Source organism: Commensalibacter papalotli (ex Botero et al. 2024) (assembly GCF_947179115.1).
GTDB lineage: Bacteria > Pseudomonadota > Alphaproteobacteria > Acetobacterales > Acetobacteraceae > Commensalibacter > Commensalibacter papalotli.
On record NZ_CAMXCI010000002.1, the window covers coordinates 119,438 to 134,805 of the forward strand.

Here is a 15,368-nt window from a genome sequence, read left to right on the forward strand (position 1 = left end):
AATAACAAGAATGGAGCAACAAATGACAATTTATAAAAATCTAGTTAATACAGTTATTCAAGAAAATCTTGAAACATTACTTGCTGTCGATCCAAAACAAATTCAAAATCTTATCAGCGAAATCAAACAAGCAAAAACTATCCAACTTTACGGAATGGGCAGGATGCAATTATCGGTGCGTGGATTTGCGATGCGTTTAAAACATATGGGATTTGACAGTTACGTTGTTTATGATACGACCACACCCTGCATTGGCAAAGGAGACTTGTTGATCGTGCATTGTGCCGTTACCAATGCTGAGCTTAATGTTATTCAACTGGCCAAAAATGCAGGGGCAAAAATTGTTTTATTAACAGCACATCCAGAAAATAAACATGGGCAATATGCTGATCTATGCGTAAGAGTGCCCGGACAAATTTTTGGAACAAATACCGAAATTCACTCTATTCAACCCATGTCTACTTTACTGGAACAGTCCTTATTTTTATTTACCGATATTATCACCTTAATGTTGATGAAAGAATGTAATATTTCACTCGAAAAAATGAAAAATAAGCATACAAACCTTGAAGGACTTCCTGGCGATTTTGCCTAAGCAATATTGATTTTATTAGAGATACTATTTGTATAGTAACATTATCTTTGTTTTTTATAATGCCGTTATAAAAGCAATTAAACCAAACAAAATTCCTGGTGCATTTGATGCAACAACAGGCCAGATTTTTGCTTTGGTTCCATAAATAACCCAAAGTAGGCAATTTGCAACAGCCGCCGCAGGTTGCCAGGGTTGTGTAACGTGCCCGTGTAAATTATCTATGATTTGAGGAATATAAAAAACATACATACAACAAGCAGTAAACGTTCCGATCCATCCAATCCACTGAACATATTTTGGAAGCTCTGAATTTTCCATAGTGCACCTTAAAAAACTTAAAAATTATCTAAATTTATAAAAAATTAGTAGAAGTAAGCTTTTATCTATTTTAGCTTAGAAACAATCATATCACGTTTTTGTGTAATAATGAAATTTACCTTTAATATGTTTATTCCTTTATTTGACCATTTTTCTATTTTTTACTAGTTTTAGTAAAACCATAAAAGTTAGTGAGATCAAAATGAATAAAAAAACTATTTTGTTTTATGGAGACAGCAATACTTATGGTACAAAACCTATGTCTGGTTTTGGTAAAAGTGAACGTTTTAACCAAAATGAACGATGGATAGGAATACTACGCGAACAATTAAAAGATAATTATTTTCTTATCGAAGAAGGTTTACCTGCACGAACAACTGTTCATAATGATCCTATTGAAGGTATCCACAAAAATGGATTGACCTATCTACAACCCTGTTTAGAAAGTCATTCCCCAATTAATATATTTGTTTTAATGCTGGGGACAAATGATTTAAAAACACGTTTTTCAGTAACACCTGCTGATATTGCTTTTTCTGTTGATCAATTAATCTTAATGGTTAAATCCTGCAAAATTGGACCCAATCAAACTTGCCCTAAACTGGTTTTATTGTGTCCCCCTCCTATCAAAGAAGTCATAGGGAGTTTAGGAGATATTTTTGTTGGAGGTGAAGAAAAATCTAAAATGCTGGGGCATTATTATAAGCAAGTTGCTCAAAAGCATCATGCTGCCTTTTTAGACCTTGCTTCTATCGTTACCGTCAGTGATATAGACGGGATTCATTATGATAAAGATCAACACTTAATATTGGCACAATCCGTAAAAAAAATAATAGAAAACTTATAAAATATTGCCATATTTTCTTTTTAACTTCTATTTAGGACTAAATATTCAGGAGGATAAAAATGCTGAAATCCATCATAAAGATAAGCTGCCTTTCGACAATATTCATTGCGACTGTTCCTGCTTTTGCGGATGACTATTATCATTTTGAAACATGTAAAGAAAAAGTAACTGAAATAGAACAAAAAATCACTTACGAAAAACAACAGCAAAAGCAATATAAGGTTGAGCAATTAGAAAAGAAGCTAAGTTATATAAAAACAAAATGCCAGGATACAGAGCTGCAAAAAGGCTATCAGTTGAAAGTTAATCACAAACAAGCAAAAGTAACAGAAAGAACTGAAGAGCTCAAACAAGCCCAACAAGATGGAAAAACAACGAAAATTAGAGAAAAAGAAGCAAAACTACATGAGGCACAAACTGAGTTAAAGGCGGCTCAAGATGCACTTGAAAGCTTTAAAAAGAATGTAAATTCTAATTAAATTATTATATTCAATATTATAACTAATGTAATAGGTTTATTAAGAAAATTCTTGATAAACCTATCTATTTTCGCAAATGACTAATTACAATGTAATATATGCACGCTTATTTTTAATATTTTCTAATAACATTAATTATTTCATCATGGTTAAAACAAGTAATCGAATACGATTTTCCACATCTTGATTAGTCCCACCTAATCTGGAATCTAATCCTAATACAACAATACCATGAACTGCTTCATACATAGTTCTGGCCAGCATAATATTTTTCTCTTTATCTTGCATATCTTTTGAAAATAAAGTGGTAATTTTTAATAATAAATTACCACGAACCTCCAAATATTCAGTAGGTAAATCCCCTTGAGAAAAACGAAAAGCAAAAAGAGCTTCCCACTGATTAAAATATTCTCTAGCATAAGTTAAATAAGCAACAGCTAAAGCAGTTAAACGATCAACCACTTCTTCCCTTTGTTCTGCTTGGGCTTGTTCAAACATATACTCACCCATTTCTCTTAGCGTTCGCGTGTTTACCGCCAGAACCACGTCATCCAAGCCAGTAAATAAATAGCCCAATGCACCAAGTGCACAACCCGCTTTTTTAGTAATGGCACGTACCGTACATTTTCTCAGCCCTTCTGTTGCGATAATATTCTGAGCAACATCAATGATTTTTTGACGTAGCTCTTCTGGATCTCTACCTTTACGTCCCATTAATTCCTCTGTGTTTACTGATTATTATTTAGTTATGCACTTTATAAGTCAAAAACAAAAGAAGTAAATTTTATTGAACAACGTTCAAAAAGTTCTTGATTTTATCCTCCAAATGTATTTAATGAACATTGTTCAATTAACAGAAAAGGAATCGAAAATGATAAAACAATCAAACACTACAACAACAAACAGCTGGATTATATTTACATGGGTTAACTTTACTATCTCCATCATTGCAATCGCTTTTGCCGTTTTTTATATGCCAATAAATGATTGGCTCAGAGCTTGTCTGGGCCTATCAAGCTTGTTCTTAATTCAATCATCAATCTCTTTATCCAAAACATTACGTGATCAAGCAGAATATCAATCAGAACATTAAAATAAAACATATAACAAATAAGGCAAACCTATTATGCCAAAAACATCCAATTCATCCCAACGCTCTTTATGGTTTTTATGTTTGGCACAATCTTGCGGTGTACTAAATGAAAACATGATTAAAAATGCTATGCTCGTTATGGCACTATTTGTTATGGGGTATGAAAATACAGGAATAGCAGCAATCGCTGGAGGATTATTTATTCTACCTTATGCATGTTTCTCTGCAACCGCTGGACAAATTGCAGACAAATTCTCAAAACAACGTTTAATGATCGCCGTTAAAATTGTACAAATTCTCCTTATACCATTTTCTTTTACAGGATTTATCCATCAACATATCCCTCTTTTATTGGGATGCATATTTTTACTGGGTACAGCCGAAGCTTTTTACTGCCCATTAAAGTACAGTATTATCCCTGAAATTGTCGAAAAGAAAAAAATCCTTTTTGGCAATAGCTTAATCGAAACCTCTACTTTTGTTTCCGTATTAATCGGGATGTTAATTGGTGGATCTGTAATTTTATTGCCTGGTGGTTTATATTGGGTTTGTGGGTCTGCTTTTATCTTATCTATCCTAAGTTTAATTTCAGTTTTAAAAATCGATAAAGTTGCACCAGCAGATCAAAACCTCATATTAAATATTAATATTATTCAAGAAACTTACAGAACAATTCTGTTATCAAATAAAAATCGTAGTATCTGGTTATGTATCTTGGGTATATCTTGGTTTTGGACAATCGGATCTATGGTTGGCGCTGGTATCTTTGATCTCTCTGCACAAATTATTCACCATAATGGTCATTATTTAACCAATTTATTTATCAGCTGTTTCTCTTTAGGCGTTGCTGGAGGGTCTATCTTGTGCTCTCGTTTACTTAGAGGAAATATTTCTGCACGATTTGTTCCTGTCGCTGCGATTGGAATTTCTCTATTTTGTTTCGATTTTGGTTATGCAATCATATCTATTCAAACAGTGTCTTCTTTATCCTTTTTCGTCTCCTCATTTACAGGAATACGTATTCTTGTTGATTTAACCTTGATGGCAATCTGTTGTGGTATTTACTCAGTTCCACTTTATGCCATTATACAAGAAAAATCCCCTAAAAGTAGTAAAGCTAGAATTATTGCTGGTAACAACATTATTAATGCCATCATGATGGTCATAGGCGCTTTTATCTGGGCAAAAGCAAGCTCTTTTGGAGTTTCTTCTGCATCTCTATTCATATCTCTTTCAATCATTAATATATTTGTGGCTGTATATATCATGCGTTTTTTTACTTCCAAAATTCTTCAATTTATATTCAAAATCTATTTCAAAATTTTTCATAAAGTAACTGTCACAGGAATTGAAAACTTTCATCAAGCAGGCAATAAGGTTGTCATTGTTTGCAATCATACCTCTTTTGCTGATGCCAGCTTGTTATCTTGTCTTCTTCCTGAACAACCTGCTTTTGCTATTTATACTAAAACAGCACAAAAATGGTGGGCTCGTCCTTTCTTGGCATTTGTAAAAACATTTACCGTAGATATTCAATCCCCATATACCATTAAAGAAATGGTTCAAGCTGTTCGTGATAAAAACCAAAAACTAGTTATTTTCCCCGAAGGGCGCCTGACTAAAACGGGAAATTTGATGAAATTATATGAAGGTGCAGGCATCGTTTCTTATAACGCAAACGCAAAGATATTGCCTATTTACATAAATGGATTACAATTCAGTATTTTGGGACGCATGAAAGGCAAGTTACCACTCCGATTATTCCCTCGAGTATCCATAACCATTAGACCACCAGTTGACTTAAACGACCACCTTAACCACAATCTTTCTCATCAAGAGAATAGAAATTATATTGGTAATATTCTAGAACAAATTATGATTAACACTTCCTTTGCTGCAAAAAACACTGAAAAAACACTTTTTAAGGCACTGATTGATGCAAAGGATCTCTATGGCAAAAAAAGAGAAATTATTGAAGATATCAAACGTGAACCTTTTACTTATGATCGTTTATGTATAGGGGCGATTTTATTCGGTCGAAAATTAGAAAAAGAAACTACTTTAAGTGAGTGTATTGGCTTATTACTTCCTAACTCTTGTGGTGCTATTGTCTCATTTATGGCTCTTTCTGCTTTTGGTCGCGTGCCACACCCAATCAACATCTCGACTGGCGCAGAAAATATTTTGAATATATTTCAAACTGCACAAATCAAGACCATTATTTCAAGCCATCTATTTATCGACAAAGGAGGGTTACAAGAGTTAGAAGCAAAACTTTTACAAAAAGTTAAAATTATTTACATAGAAGATATTATCAAAAATCTTACCTTATCAGATAAAGCCAAAGCAAAATTAGATTTATTACGTCCAGAAAACCTTCCCGGAATGAAGGCTTCTTATCAGTCACCCGCAGTTATTTTGTCGACCTCTGGCTCGGAAGGCCACCCAAAAGCTGTTGTATTAAGCCATCACAATATTTTAACCAACTGCCAACAAGTAGCCTCAGTAATTGACTTTAGCTGTGCAGATCATGTCTTTAACGCCATGCCTTTTTTCCACTCTCTTGGATTAACTGGAGCTACATTACTACCTTTATTCAATGGAGTTCGTACTTTCCATTACCCTAACCCTTTACATTATAAAACTATCCCCTCTATGATTTATGATACAGATGCAACCATATGCTTTGGTACCGATACTTTTTTAAATGCATGGGCTAAATATGCACATACTTATGATTTTTATGCCATGCGATACATTATTACCGGTGGAGAAAAAGTCAAAGAAGAAACACATAAATTATATGCTGAAAAATTTGGTGTCCGTATTTTCGAAGGGTATGGTGCAACAGAGAGCTCTCCTGTCATTGCTTTAAACACGCCAATGAATCATCGTAATGGAACCGTAGGGCACTTCTTGCCTGGGATTGATCATAAAATCACTCCTGTTCCAGGAATTAGTATAGGAGGAAAACTGTCAATAAAAGGCCATAATATCATGATGGGTTATATGTTAAATACAAACCCTGGCGTTATACAACCTATTGAAAATGAATGGTATGATACAGGGGATATTGTTTCAATTGATAGTGATAACTTTATTACGATTTCTGGTCGTGTAAAACGTTTTGCAAAAATTGGCGGTGAAATGATTTCCATGAGTGCTGTGGAAAGCATGACGACAAAAATATGGCCAACTGCAACGAATGCTGTAGTAAATTTAACGGATGAGAAAAAAGGAGAACAATTATTGTTGATTACAACGCAACAAGATGCGACAATTGAGCAAATGTTATCCTATAGCAAGAAGCATGATATTGCAAAAATCATGATTCCTAAAACTGTTAAAATTGTTAAAGAAATCCCTTTATTTGCAACAGGGAAAATCAATTATCCAGAATTACAAAAACAATTACATTTATTAAAATTGGAGAATTCGACAAAATGAGAAAAAAACAAATCGTTGTCCTAGGCGGTGGGATTGCAGGAATTGAATTCTTGGTCAGAATTAATAAACAAATCGATCATTCTCAATATGAACTTTCTTTAATTGATAAAAATGAATTTCATACTTGGAAGCCTATGTTACATACTTTTGCTGCTGGAACAGCATCTCCTCAAGAACAAGGAATGCCATTTTTAATCCAAGCAAAACGTCACAATTTTACGTTTCAACCTGGTGAAGTGTCAGAGGTCAATACAGAAAAAAAAGAAATTATACTGGCCCCATATATTGATAAACATGACGATGAAATCTTACCCCAAAGAACTGTTCATTATGACTATCTTGTTGTCGCGTTAGGCAGCAGGGCAAATGATTTTAACACTAAAGGCGTAAAAGAGTTTGCTTATACAATTGATGACGTTGGATATGCGATTGAGTTTTACGATGACCTCAAAAAATACACCATACAATCAACATTATTGCAAAAAAAACATCATATAATTATTGTTGGTGCTGGAGCCACTGGAATTGAGCTTGCAGGTGAAGTCGTTCATGTTTTACAGCAATCCTCGCAATATACGAATCATAATTTAGAAAAATATATAGATATAACCGTTATTCAATCAGGAGACAGAGTATTACCTAGTTTTAAAAAACCAATCAGTCGATCTGTGCAAAAAACAATGGATCGAATTGGGGTAAAAACTTTATTATCAACCAGAGTAACCGAGGTTACTAAAGATCATGTTGTTTTAAGTTCAGGAGAAACGTTACCTGCAAATCAGGTAGTTTGGACGACGGGTATCAAAGCTACTGAAATTTCTGGCGATATTTCCAATGGAGAGCGCTCTAAGAATTTACAACTTATTGTCAATTCACAATTTCAGCTTTTAAATCATCCTGATATTTTTGTAATTGGGGATTGTTCTTTTATGCAAGATAAGCCTTTGGCACCAACAGCACAAGTTGCACGCCAACAAGCTATTTATCTAAGCAAAAATTTTATAAAAATTATTCATAAAGAAACTAATATTCCACGTTTTATGTATAAAGATTACGGATCTTTAATCAGTGTAGGTCGTTATGGCTCTTTTGGCTCTTTTGGTTCGACAGGACAAGTCAAAGGCATATTAGCACATTTAGCTCATATTTTGTTATATCGCACTCATCAAATGAATATCCTAGGTACATTCAGAGGGATAAGTGCAATTTTAGCTGACTTATTGCGCAACCTCTCCAGATAAAATCACTATCCAAGCAGAGAAAAAGAATGAACCTTTTTGTATCTCTGCTTTTCTCTTAATATTCTCTTAACGCTTTTAATGATATTAAATACCAAGATATTTCCTCTAGTAACACTCCTATTTATTGAATAATATATATTGTTTAAATAATGTTATAGTTAATTGATTAAAAATATAAATTCAGTATTGTAAAAGATTAAGGTATAATTTTATTAACTATTCTCTTCCTTTTTATAATGTAGTATCATCTTGGATATTGTTTAAAATGCTGATTAATCAAGTGCAACGAACTCGAATATATTGGTGTGCTATTATTTTTATAGGAACAATTTTTCTATTGCAAAGTAAAGCTTATGCACAAGAGAGCCCTATTAAAACTATTCAAGATATTTATTCTTCTTATCAACCTCAATCAGATAATGGAATAAGTAATATTGATCCAGCTGATCTACAAAACAGTCATTTTTTTTCACCTGATTTCCTAAATGTGATTAAGGAAGATGAAAAATTAACGTCCGCACAAGGAGATAATAGTATCATCGATTATGATTTTATCTGCAATTGTCAAGATACAATGGATGGTATTATTGTAAGGAAAATAGAAACATTACAGCAAACCCAAAATACAGCACGAGTAAAGGTTTCTTTTGATTTTATTCTAAATGGCAGCGATAATTTCCAAAAAGATGAACTTTTTTCTAACGAGCATCCTGGTCAACAACAAACTTACTTTAATTTAATCAAGCGCCAAAATCATTGGCTTATCGATGATGTGACCGATGAAAAAAATGTTGGTATCAAAAATGGATGGAAAGAAGAGCTTCGTAAATATTACCACAGCTCTATTAAATAATTTTATAACATCACCTTCACTTGTTTGTGTTTTTATTACGAAAAGATTAGGTTTCAAAAACTTAAATCTATGTCAGAATAAATTAAACCTATTTTTTACCAATAGATAAAATTATATACATGACAGAAAAAAAAACCGAAAAAACACTAACTCAATTATTAGAAGGAAAATGTAATGACCCTTTTTCTCTTTTAGGGCCTCATTTTATAAAAGGTTATTTGGAGTTTCGTGTTTTTTTACCTGGCGCAAAACAAGTTTGCATTCTTGAAAAAGCGACTCACAAAGAAATCTTGCCATTAAAACAAACACATCCTGAAGGTTTCTTTGAAGGTAAAATTAAACAAGATATCTATTTCCCATATTTAGTTAAAATCAATTGGGAAAATAGTGAACAAATTATAGAAGACCCTTATCGTTTTGGTAAAATCTTGACAGAATATGATACCTGGTTACTTAACAGTGGCAAGGATATCTATTCCTATGAAAAACTTGGTGCTCATAAAACAACAATTGATGGTATTTCAGGGGTCAGTTTTATTGTATGGGCTCCTAATGCCCAGCGTGTTTCTGTTATCGGAGATTTCAATGCTTGGGATGGACGCAGGCATCCAATGAGATTGCGCCCAGAAAGTGGTTTTTGGGAAATTTTCATGCCTGATCTTGTACAAGGACAACTCTATAAATACGAAATTTTAACGCAAGCAAACGAAATCCTTTTTAAATCTGACCCTTATTCCTTTTTTAATCAATTACGCCCTGAAACAGCTTCCATTATCCATAATCCTCCCCCTGTAAAACGACGTCAACCAGAACAAAATCAAGCCAATCAATTAAATCAACCTATTTCTATTTATGAAGTGCATTTAGGATCATGGAAACTTAATGCAAAAACAAATAAATGGTTAACTTATAGGGAGCTTGCTGAGCAACTCATTCCTTATGTCAAAAAAATGGGTTTTACGCATATTGAAATTCTCCCTATACAAGAACATCCTTTTGATGGATCTTGGGGATATCAACCTGTTAATATTTATGCCCCCACTTGTCGCTTTGGACCTCCAGAAGACCTTATTTACTTTATTGAAACAGCACATAGAAATAATATTAATATCATTCTTGATTGGGTTTCTGGGCATTTTCCCAAAGACCCATATGGTTTAGAATTCTTTGATGGTACTAATCTTTATGAATATCCTGATCCCAAAGAGGGATATCATCCTGACTGGAATACACTTATTTACAATTACAACAGCCCCTTTATCTGTAATTTTTTATCCAGTAATGCCCTATATTGGATAGAAAGATTTGGGTTTGATGGTCTTCGAGTTGATGCGGTTGCCTCAATGATTTATCGCGACTATAGCCGCAAAGATGGAGAATGGATTGCCAATAAATTTGGTGGCAATATTAATCTTGAAGCTGTCGACTTCCTACGTTATACAAATAACTTACTGCACAAACATACGCCTGAAATTGCTATGATTGCAGAAGAATCTACTAATTTTTATGGCGTAACCCTCCCTCCTGAACAAGATGGTCTGGGTTTTAATTATAAATGGAATATGGGCTGGATGCATGACACACTGGATTATATGCAACAGGATCCCATTTACCGTAAATTCAATCATAATAAAATGACTTTTGGCATTTTATATGCTTGGAGTGAAAATTTTATCCTGCCTTTATCTCATGATGAAGTCGTGCATGGAAAGAAATCTTTAGTAGAAAAAATGTCTGGTTTAGGTGACGAAAAATTTGCAAATCTTCGTGCTTATTACGCCTTTATGTGGGCATACCCAGGGAAAAAACTACTCTTTATGGGTTGTGAATTTGCACAATATAATGAATGGAATCATAATACTCAATTAGACTGGCATCTATTAGATAACCCGACACACAATTTACATAAAGGTGTGCAATCTTTAATCAAAGACCTTAATCATCTTTATAAAAACACGCCCCCCTTATATGAATATGATCATAATATAAAAAGTTTTGAATGGATCATTACTGATGACCATGACAACTCTGTTTTTGCATTTATTAGAAAAGATCAAAATGATAATTTTATTTTGATTATTAGCCACTTTACTCCTACCATCTGTGAAAACTACCGAGTTGGAGTCCCCCATCATGGGGTTTATGAAATTATTTTAAATACAGATCATGCGATGTATTATGGAAAAAATACATTTGATAAACGTAAAATAATCAGTGAACCTATAAAGTCACACAATTTTGAATGGTCTTTATCAATATCACTACCACCTTTTTGTACGTTTTATATTAAGCTTAAAAATATATTTTAAATCTATATTATATTATTAATTTAATGTAATGATTAATCATGGTTTAGAATATATTTATTAATATATTATATATAAAGTGTTCTTGATGAATATATTACATGTTTGTTCTGAATTTTTTCCGTTATTAAAAACAGGTGGCCTAGCCGACGTCATGGCTGCTTTACCTGCGGCACAACGCCGTTTAACTGTTGATGCACGGATTTTACTACCTGGGTTCCCAAATATTATTAACCATGTTCCAGGCAAAGAAAAAGTAACAGATCTTCATAGTTTCGCTGGAAATATAACTTTATATTACGCTGTCTATGATACAATCCCTTTATATATCATTGATGCCCCTAATTTATACGATCGACCAGGCAGCCCTTATCACGATCAAAATAAAAATGCATATAATGATAATCATATTCGTTTTGCTTTATTAGGTTTTGTTGCTTGTGAGCTGGCCAAAGGTTGTGATTCTTTTTGGAAACCAGATATTGTTCATGCTCATGATTGGCACGCGGGATTATCTTGTGCTTATCTCGCTGCGAATAACTATCCTGCTAAATGTGTTTTTACCATCCATAATATCGCCTTTCCTGGCATGTTTTCTCCTCATCACTTGCGTGAGCTATGGCTACCAGACAGCTTTTATAATATTGATGGTTTAGAGTTTTATGGGCAAATTTCATTTTTAAAAGCCGCCTTATATTATGCTAATCATTCTACCACCGTAAGCCCTACCTATGCTCAAGAGATACTTAATCCTCGTTACTCTCATGGATTTGACGGTTTATTACAACAACGATATCATGAGCATCGTTTTAGCGGTATTTTAAATCAGGTTGACGAAAATATATGGGCACCTGACAAAGATCCTTTAATAACACAACCTTATTCCGTACGTAACTTAAGAGATAAAATCAAAAACAAACAAGCTCTTCAACAAGAACTTGGGCTCCCATTACTACAAGGGTCTCCACTCTTTACCATCGTCAGCAGAATGAGTTATCAAAAAGGTCTGGATATGGTCTTGGAAATCCTACCTAAAATGATGGATGCTGGCCTACAATTCGTTATCTTAGGGCAAGGAGATCCTCATCTAGAGCATGCTTTCAGTCAACTTGCTTATAAATATCCCAATAATATGAGAGCAATCATTGGGTATACAGAACCAGAATCTCACCGTTTTATTGCCGGAGCTGATATTTTAATGGTTCCCAGTCGTTTTGAACCTTGTGGATTAACCCAACTCTATGCACAAAAATATGGGACGTTACCTTTAGTCAGGCGAACAGGAGGATTAGCAGACACTGTAACTGATTGTTCTTTAGAAGCGATGGCCACTAATCAAGCCACAGGTTTTGTCTTCAATGAAAGCACCATCCACGATCTTGGTAACGCAATTCATCGCTCTTTGATCTTATGGAAAACCCAAAGGAAATGGCGCCAATTACAAAAAAGCGCCATGACCAAAGATTTTAGCTGGAATACCACCGCTCAAAGTTACATCTCCCTATATAATGAAATATTACATAAGGGATAAAGTAAAACTTTAGGTTACGGGGACTTCCCAATTTCTTCCTTCCCACCCATTATTTTCAAAATGACGTGTAAAATTAATTCTTTTCCCAGCAAGATTTTTAAGATTTAAACAAACACCATACATTCCAAACCCTAAAGGCTGACTTGACTGATCTTGGATATCATTCCATCCATCAAATCCATAATGTAAATTAAAAGGGCTGCTAGCCTGTATCCACAATTTATATTTTGAAGAAACAAAGCCACAAGCAATCGTATCATACCAATAAATAGCATCAGATTTTTGATTGTTTTTTAAATAGCGATCTGTAACGCAAGCAAACTGCTCTATAGGTTTTTGAGATATATGGATATAAATAAGTTTAATAAATTCTGCATGTGCCCAAATTAATGGCATAGCACTGCCTGAAGGACGTCCTTTATATAATCCATATCTTCGAATATCCTCTTGATCCCAAATTTGTTCTGGAAGCATTCCCCCTTTACTGGCAGAGGCAAGAATAGCTTTGATATAATCTGTTGCGTCTTCTTTACATAAAACAGCTTGATGGCCTCGTTCACCACTTAATAATGGCCATAACCGCCCAATACCACTACCATCAAACGCACTACCATCTTCATGCTCGCCATAACCGTCTTCGTTATACCGATAATAATAAGGACCATGGGGCAAATTGACGCATAAAGCTTTATCAATCAACTTTGTTGTATCAACAATACGCTTATCCGTAGGATGACGTAATCCTAGCCTAGCTAAATAAAGATATTCCAGTCCAAGAAGTTTATATGTTTCAATAGATTGCCCATTTCTATTTTTAAGATCAACATATCCATATTTTGCAGGACAATTATTCGGATTAATGCGAACATAGTGACCATCAATTTGATGCTCTTGATCTAAATCTGTATTTTCTACATAAACCCACTCCTCTAGACGATTATTCCAGTCATCTGCCAGCTTTAACGCATACTCCGCATCGTTTTTATCAAGAAATTTAGAATGCGCACCTGTAACCAAAGCTGCTATCATTAAAGATAACGTAAAAGCATTAATTCCTGAATTCTCTTCCCAACGATCTTGAGGGCTAGTAGGGCCATTATGAACTATAAAAGCAATCGCTTTTTGAATCATATTCTCAACGGCTGCTTCCATACCATCAATTAAATTTTCCTCTTGCAATTTTACCGCAAATAATACAGGAAAGGCCACCTCATCAAGTTGTAATCCTTGCCAATATGGGCGACCATCAGTAAAATTATTTTGCATCCAATGGCCATCAGGCAATTGAATAGAAATTAAATAGGAAAGGATTTGCTTAGCCTCTAATAGCATTCCACAAGTTAACATGGAAAAGCCAACTTCGACTAAATCTCTTGGCCAGACTAGATGATATCCCCCTGTATCTTTATGAGCATACCCCCAAGGAATACTTAAACTTGCAACCAAAGCGCCTGGAAAAGTTCCTCCAGCATGACTTTTTATAACCGCCATAGACCTTTTAATAGCATCTAATAAAACGTCAGGAAGTTTATCACTTTTGGGAAAGTTAAAAAACTTGAACCATTCTGTCCAACAAATAACATATTGTTCTCGAACATTAGGATAACCCGTCGCTAACGAGCTATAAGCCAACGTTTGAGCGCCTTCTTTAGTATTGGCAAAAGAAAGAGCTAAAACCCCATTATTTTCAGTAAGCTCGCCCATCATTGCAATATTTCCAGGGCCTGCTTGTTCATATTCCCATGTCATTTGACCATTTTGATGAAAATCTTGCCAACCATCAGAGTTACCTACATACCCAACACTGGAACGATTAAACCCACTATCTGCTGCAAGCATAATGGCGTAATCATCTTTTTCAGCAATCATTCCTTTGGATGTAATAAATCCTATATTACTTTCACTATTTCCACTTAAGTGAGGGGATAATAAAGAGTAAAGTTTTGCACCATTTCCTTCTAACTTATACTGAATTAATAAGACATCTCTGAGGGGATCAACAATAATTTCAAGCTCTAAGGTAAAAAGTTGATGTTTATGTGTAATTTTAGGAAGTAATAATTCTGCAGAAGGGGTGCTTAATGTATAATTATGCAAGCGTTTTACTTCGAACCACTCACCATTAACAGCAACAATAAAGCCTAAATCTCGGATTTGAGGTTTGCTACAAGATGGCCAATAAATTTCGTTAAGTATACCATATCCAACAGTAAACCAAACACGACTTTTTAATAAAGACGTTCCAATAATATCTTTTGCGCTACTTGTCCAAGTAGGGGATATTCCAGGTCCTCCAGGAGCTATTTTAGACATTATATTTCCTTTCTGATTTATAATTACTTGGTTTAATTTTTTACAGTGAGAAAGGGACTATAAAATAAATAAAAACAGTTACTTGATTTCGTAACACTTTATTTATAAACGATAATTACAAATAATAATTTAGTATATAAAGTTAAACATATAGCAAGCAATATATTATAAACTTAATGTAATGTTATTTCTATTCTCCTTAAGAGTCAAAGGCTTAAACTCTTTACCAACAAATTATTAGTATTTGTCTAATATTTAAAAATAAAAAAATAAAAAAATTATCAGAAATAATTTTTTGTATTTAAAATCTATATTAAAATAATACATAGAATAATTTATAAATAT

General features: G+C 33.9%; 12 protein-coding genes. 9 read left to right on the forward strand and 3 right to left on the reverse strand.

The genetic code is table 11. The annotated features are described in order from the left end of the window. Window positions 1-22: 22 nt before the first annotated feature. Complete coding sequence (locus QMN76_RS05825; protein WP_034339744.1) at window positions 23-595, forward strand: SIS domain-containing protein; 573 nt, start codon at window positions 23-25, stop codon at window positions 593-595. A gap of 54 nt (window positions 596-649) precedes the next feature. Here QMN76_RS05825 and QMN76_RS05830 read toward each other — a convergent pair whose 3' ends face one another. Further along, window positions 650-913: a hypothetical protein gene (locus tag QMN76_RS05830; RefSeq protein ID WP_034339743.1), complete on the reverse strand. Its 264-nt coding sequence runs from the start codon at window positions 911-913 to the stop codon at window positions 650-652. Window positions 914-1,115: 202 nt separating this feature from the next. Here QMN76_RS05830 and QMN76_RS05835 point away from each other — a divergent pair, with 202 nt between their 5' ends. Together QMN76_RS05835 and QMN76_RS05840 are read left to right on the forward strand one after the other, a co-directional pair. Continuing rightward, complete coding sequence (locus QMN76_RS05835) at window positions 1,116-1,760, forward strand: SGNH/GDSL hydrolase family protein (protein WP_282024156.1); 645 nt, start codon at window positions 1,116-1,118, stop codon at window positions 1,758-1,760. Between the two features lie 59 nt (window positions 1,761-1,819). Then, window positions 1,820-2,239: a DUF1090 domain-containing protein gene (locus QMN76_RS05840; RefSeq protein ID WP_282024154.1), complete on the forward strand. Its 420-nt coding sequence runs from the start codon at window positions 1,820-1,822 to the stop codon at window positions 2,237-2,239. 135 nt (window positions 2,240-2,374) lie between these two features. Here the strand turns inward: QMN76_RS05840 and QMN76_RS05845 are convergent, their stop codons facing one another. Continuing rightward, window positions 2,375-2,953: a TetR/AcrR family transcriptional regulator gene (locus tag QMN76_RS05845; protein ID WP_034339738.1), complete on the reverse strand. Its 579-nt coding sequence runs from the start codon at window positions 2,951-2,953 to the stop codon at window positions 2,375-2,377. Window positions 2,954-3,110: 157 nt separating this feature from the next. On the opposite strand from QMN76_RS05845, the gene QMN76_RS05850 reads away from it, so the two are divergent. From QMN76_RS05850 to glgA, 6 genes are all read left to right on the forward strand, one after another. After that, entirely contained in the window at window positions 3,111-3,332 is a 222-nt protein-coding gene (locus QMN76_RS05850) for a YiaA/YiaB family inner membrane protein (protein ID WP_034339736.1), read from the forward strand. Between the two features lie 33 nt (window positions 3,333-3,365). Beyond that, window positions 3,366-6,779, forward strand: a complete 3,414-nt coding sequence (locus tag QMN76_RS05855) for an MFS transporter (RefSeq protein ID WP_282024151.1) — start codon at window positions 3,366-3,368, stop codon at window positions 6,777-6,779. Further along, the gene (locus QMN76_RS05860) at window positions 6,776-8,020 is read left to right on the forward strand and encodes an NAD(P)/FAD-dependent oxidoreductase (protein ID WP_282065844.1); all 1,245 of its coding nucleotides are present in this window, start codon (window positions 6,776-6,778) and stop codon (window positions 8,018-8,020) included. The genes QMN76_RS05855 and QMN76_RS05860 overlap by 4 nt, the downstream gene beginning before the upstream one ends. A 265-nt stretch (window positions 8,021-8,285) precedes the next feature. Beyond that, window positions 8,286-8,873 (forward strand): DUF3828 domain-containing protein, encoded by a 588-nt coding sequence (locus QMN76_RS05865; protein ID WP_034339729.1) that lies wholly within the window; start codon window positions 8,286-8,288, stop codon window positions 8,871-8,873. A 119-nt stretch (window positions 8,874-8,992) separates the two neighbouring features. Next, the gene (glgB, locus tag QMN76_RS05870; protein ID WP_282024148.1) at window positions 8,993-11,182 is read left to right on the forward strand and encodes a 1,4-alpha-glucan branching protein GlgB; all 2,190 of its coding nucleotides are present in this window, start codon (window positions 8,993-8,995) and stop codon (window positions 11,180-11,182) included. An 85-nt stretch (window positions 11,183-11,267) separates the two neighbouring features. After that, window positions 11,268-12,710 carry a glycogen synthase GlgA gene (glgA, locus tag QMN76_RS05875; protein WP_282024146.1) on the forward strand — a complete coding sequence of 481 codons (1,443 nt, stop codon included), beginning with the start codon at window positions 11,268-11,270 and terminating at the stop codon, window positions 12,708-12,710. 9 nt (window positions 12,711-12,719) lie between these two features. Here glgA and QMN76_RS05880 read toward each other — a convergent pair whose 3' ends face one another. Further along, window positions 12,720-15,023: a glycoside hydrolase family 15 protein gene (locus QMN76_RS05880; protein ID WP_282065846.1), complete on the reverse strand. Its 2,304-nt coding sequence runs from the start codon at window positions 15,021-15,023 to the stop codon at window positions 12,720-12,722. Window positions 15,024-15,368 lie beyond the last annotated feature (345 nt).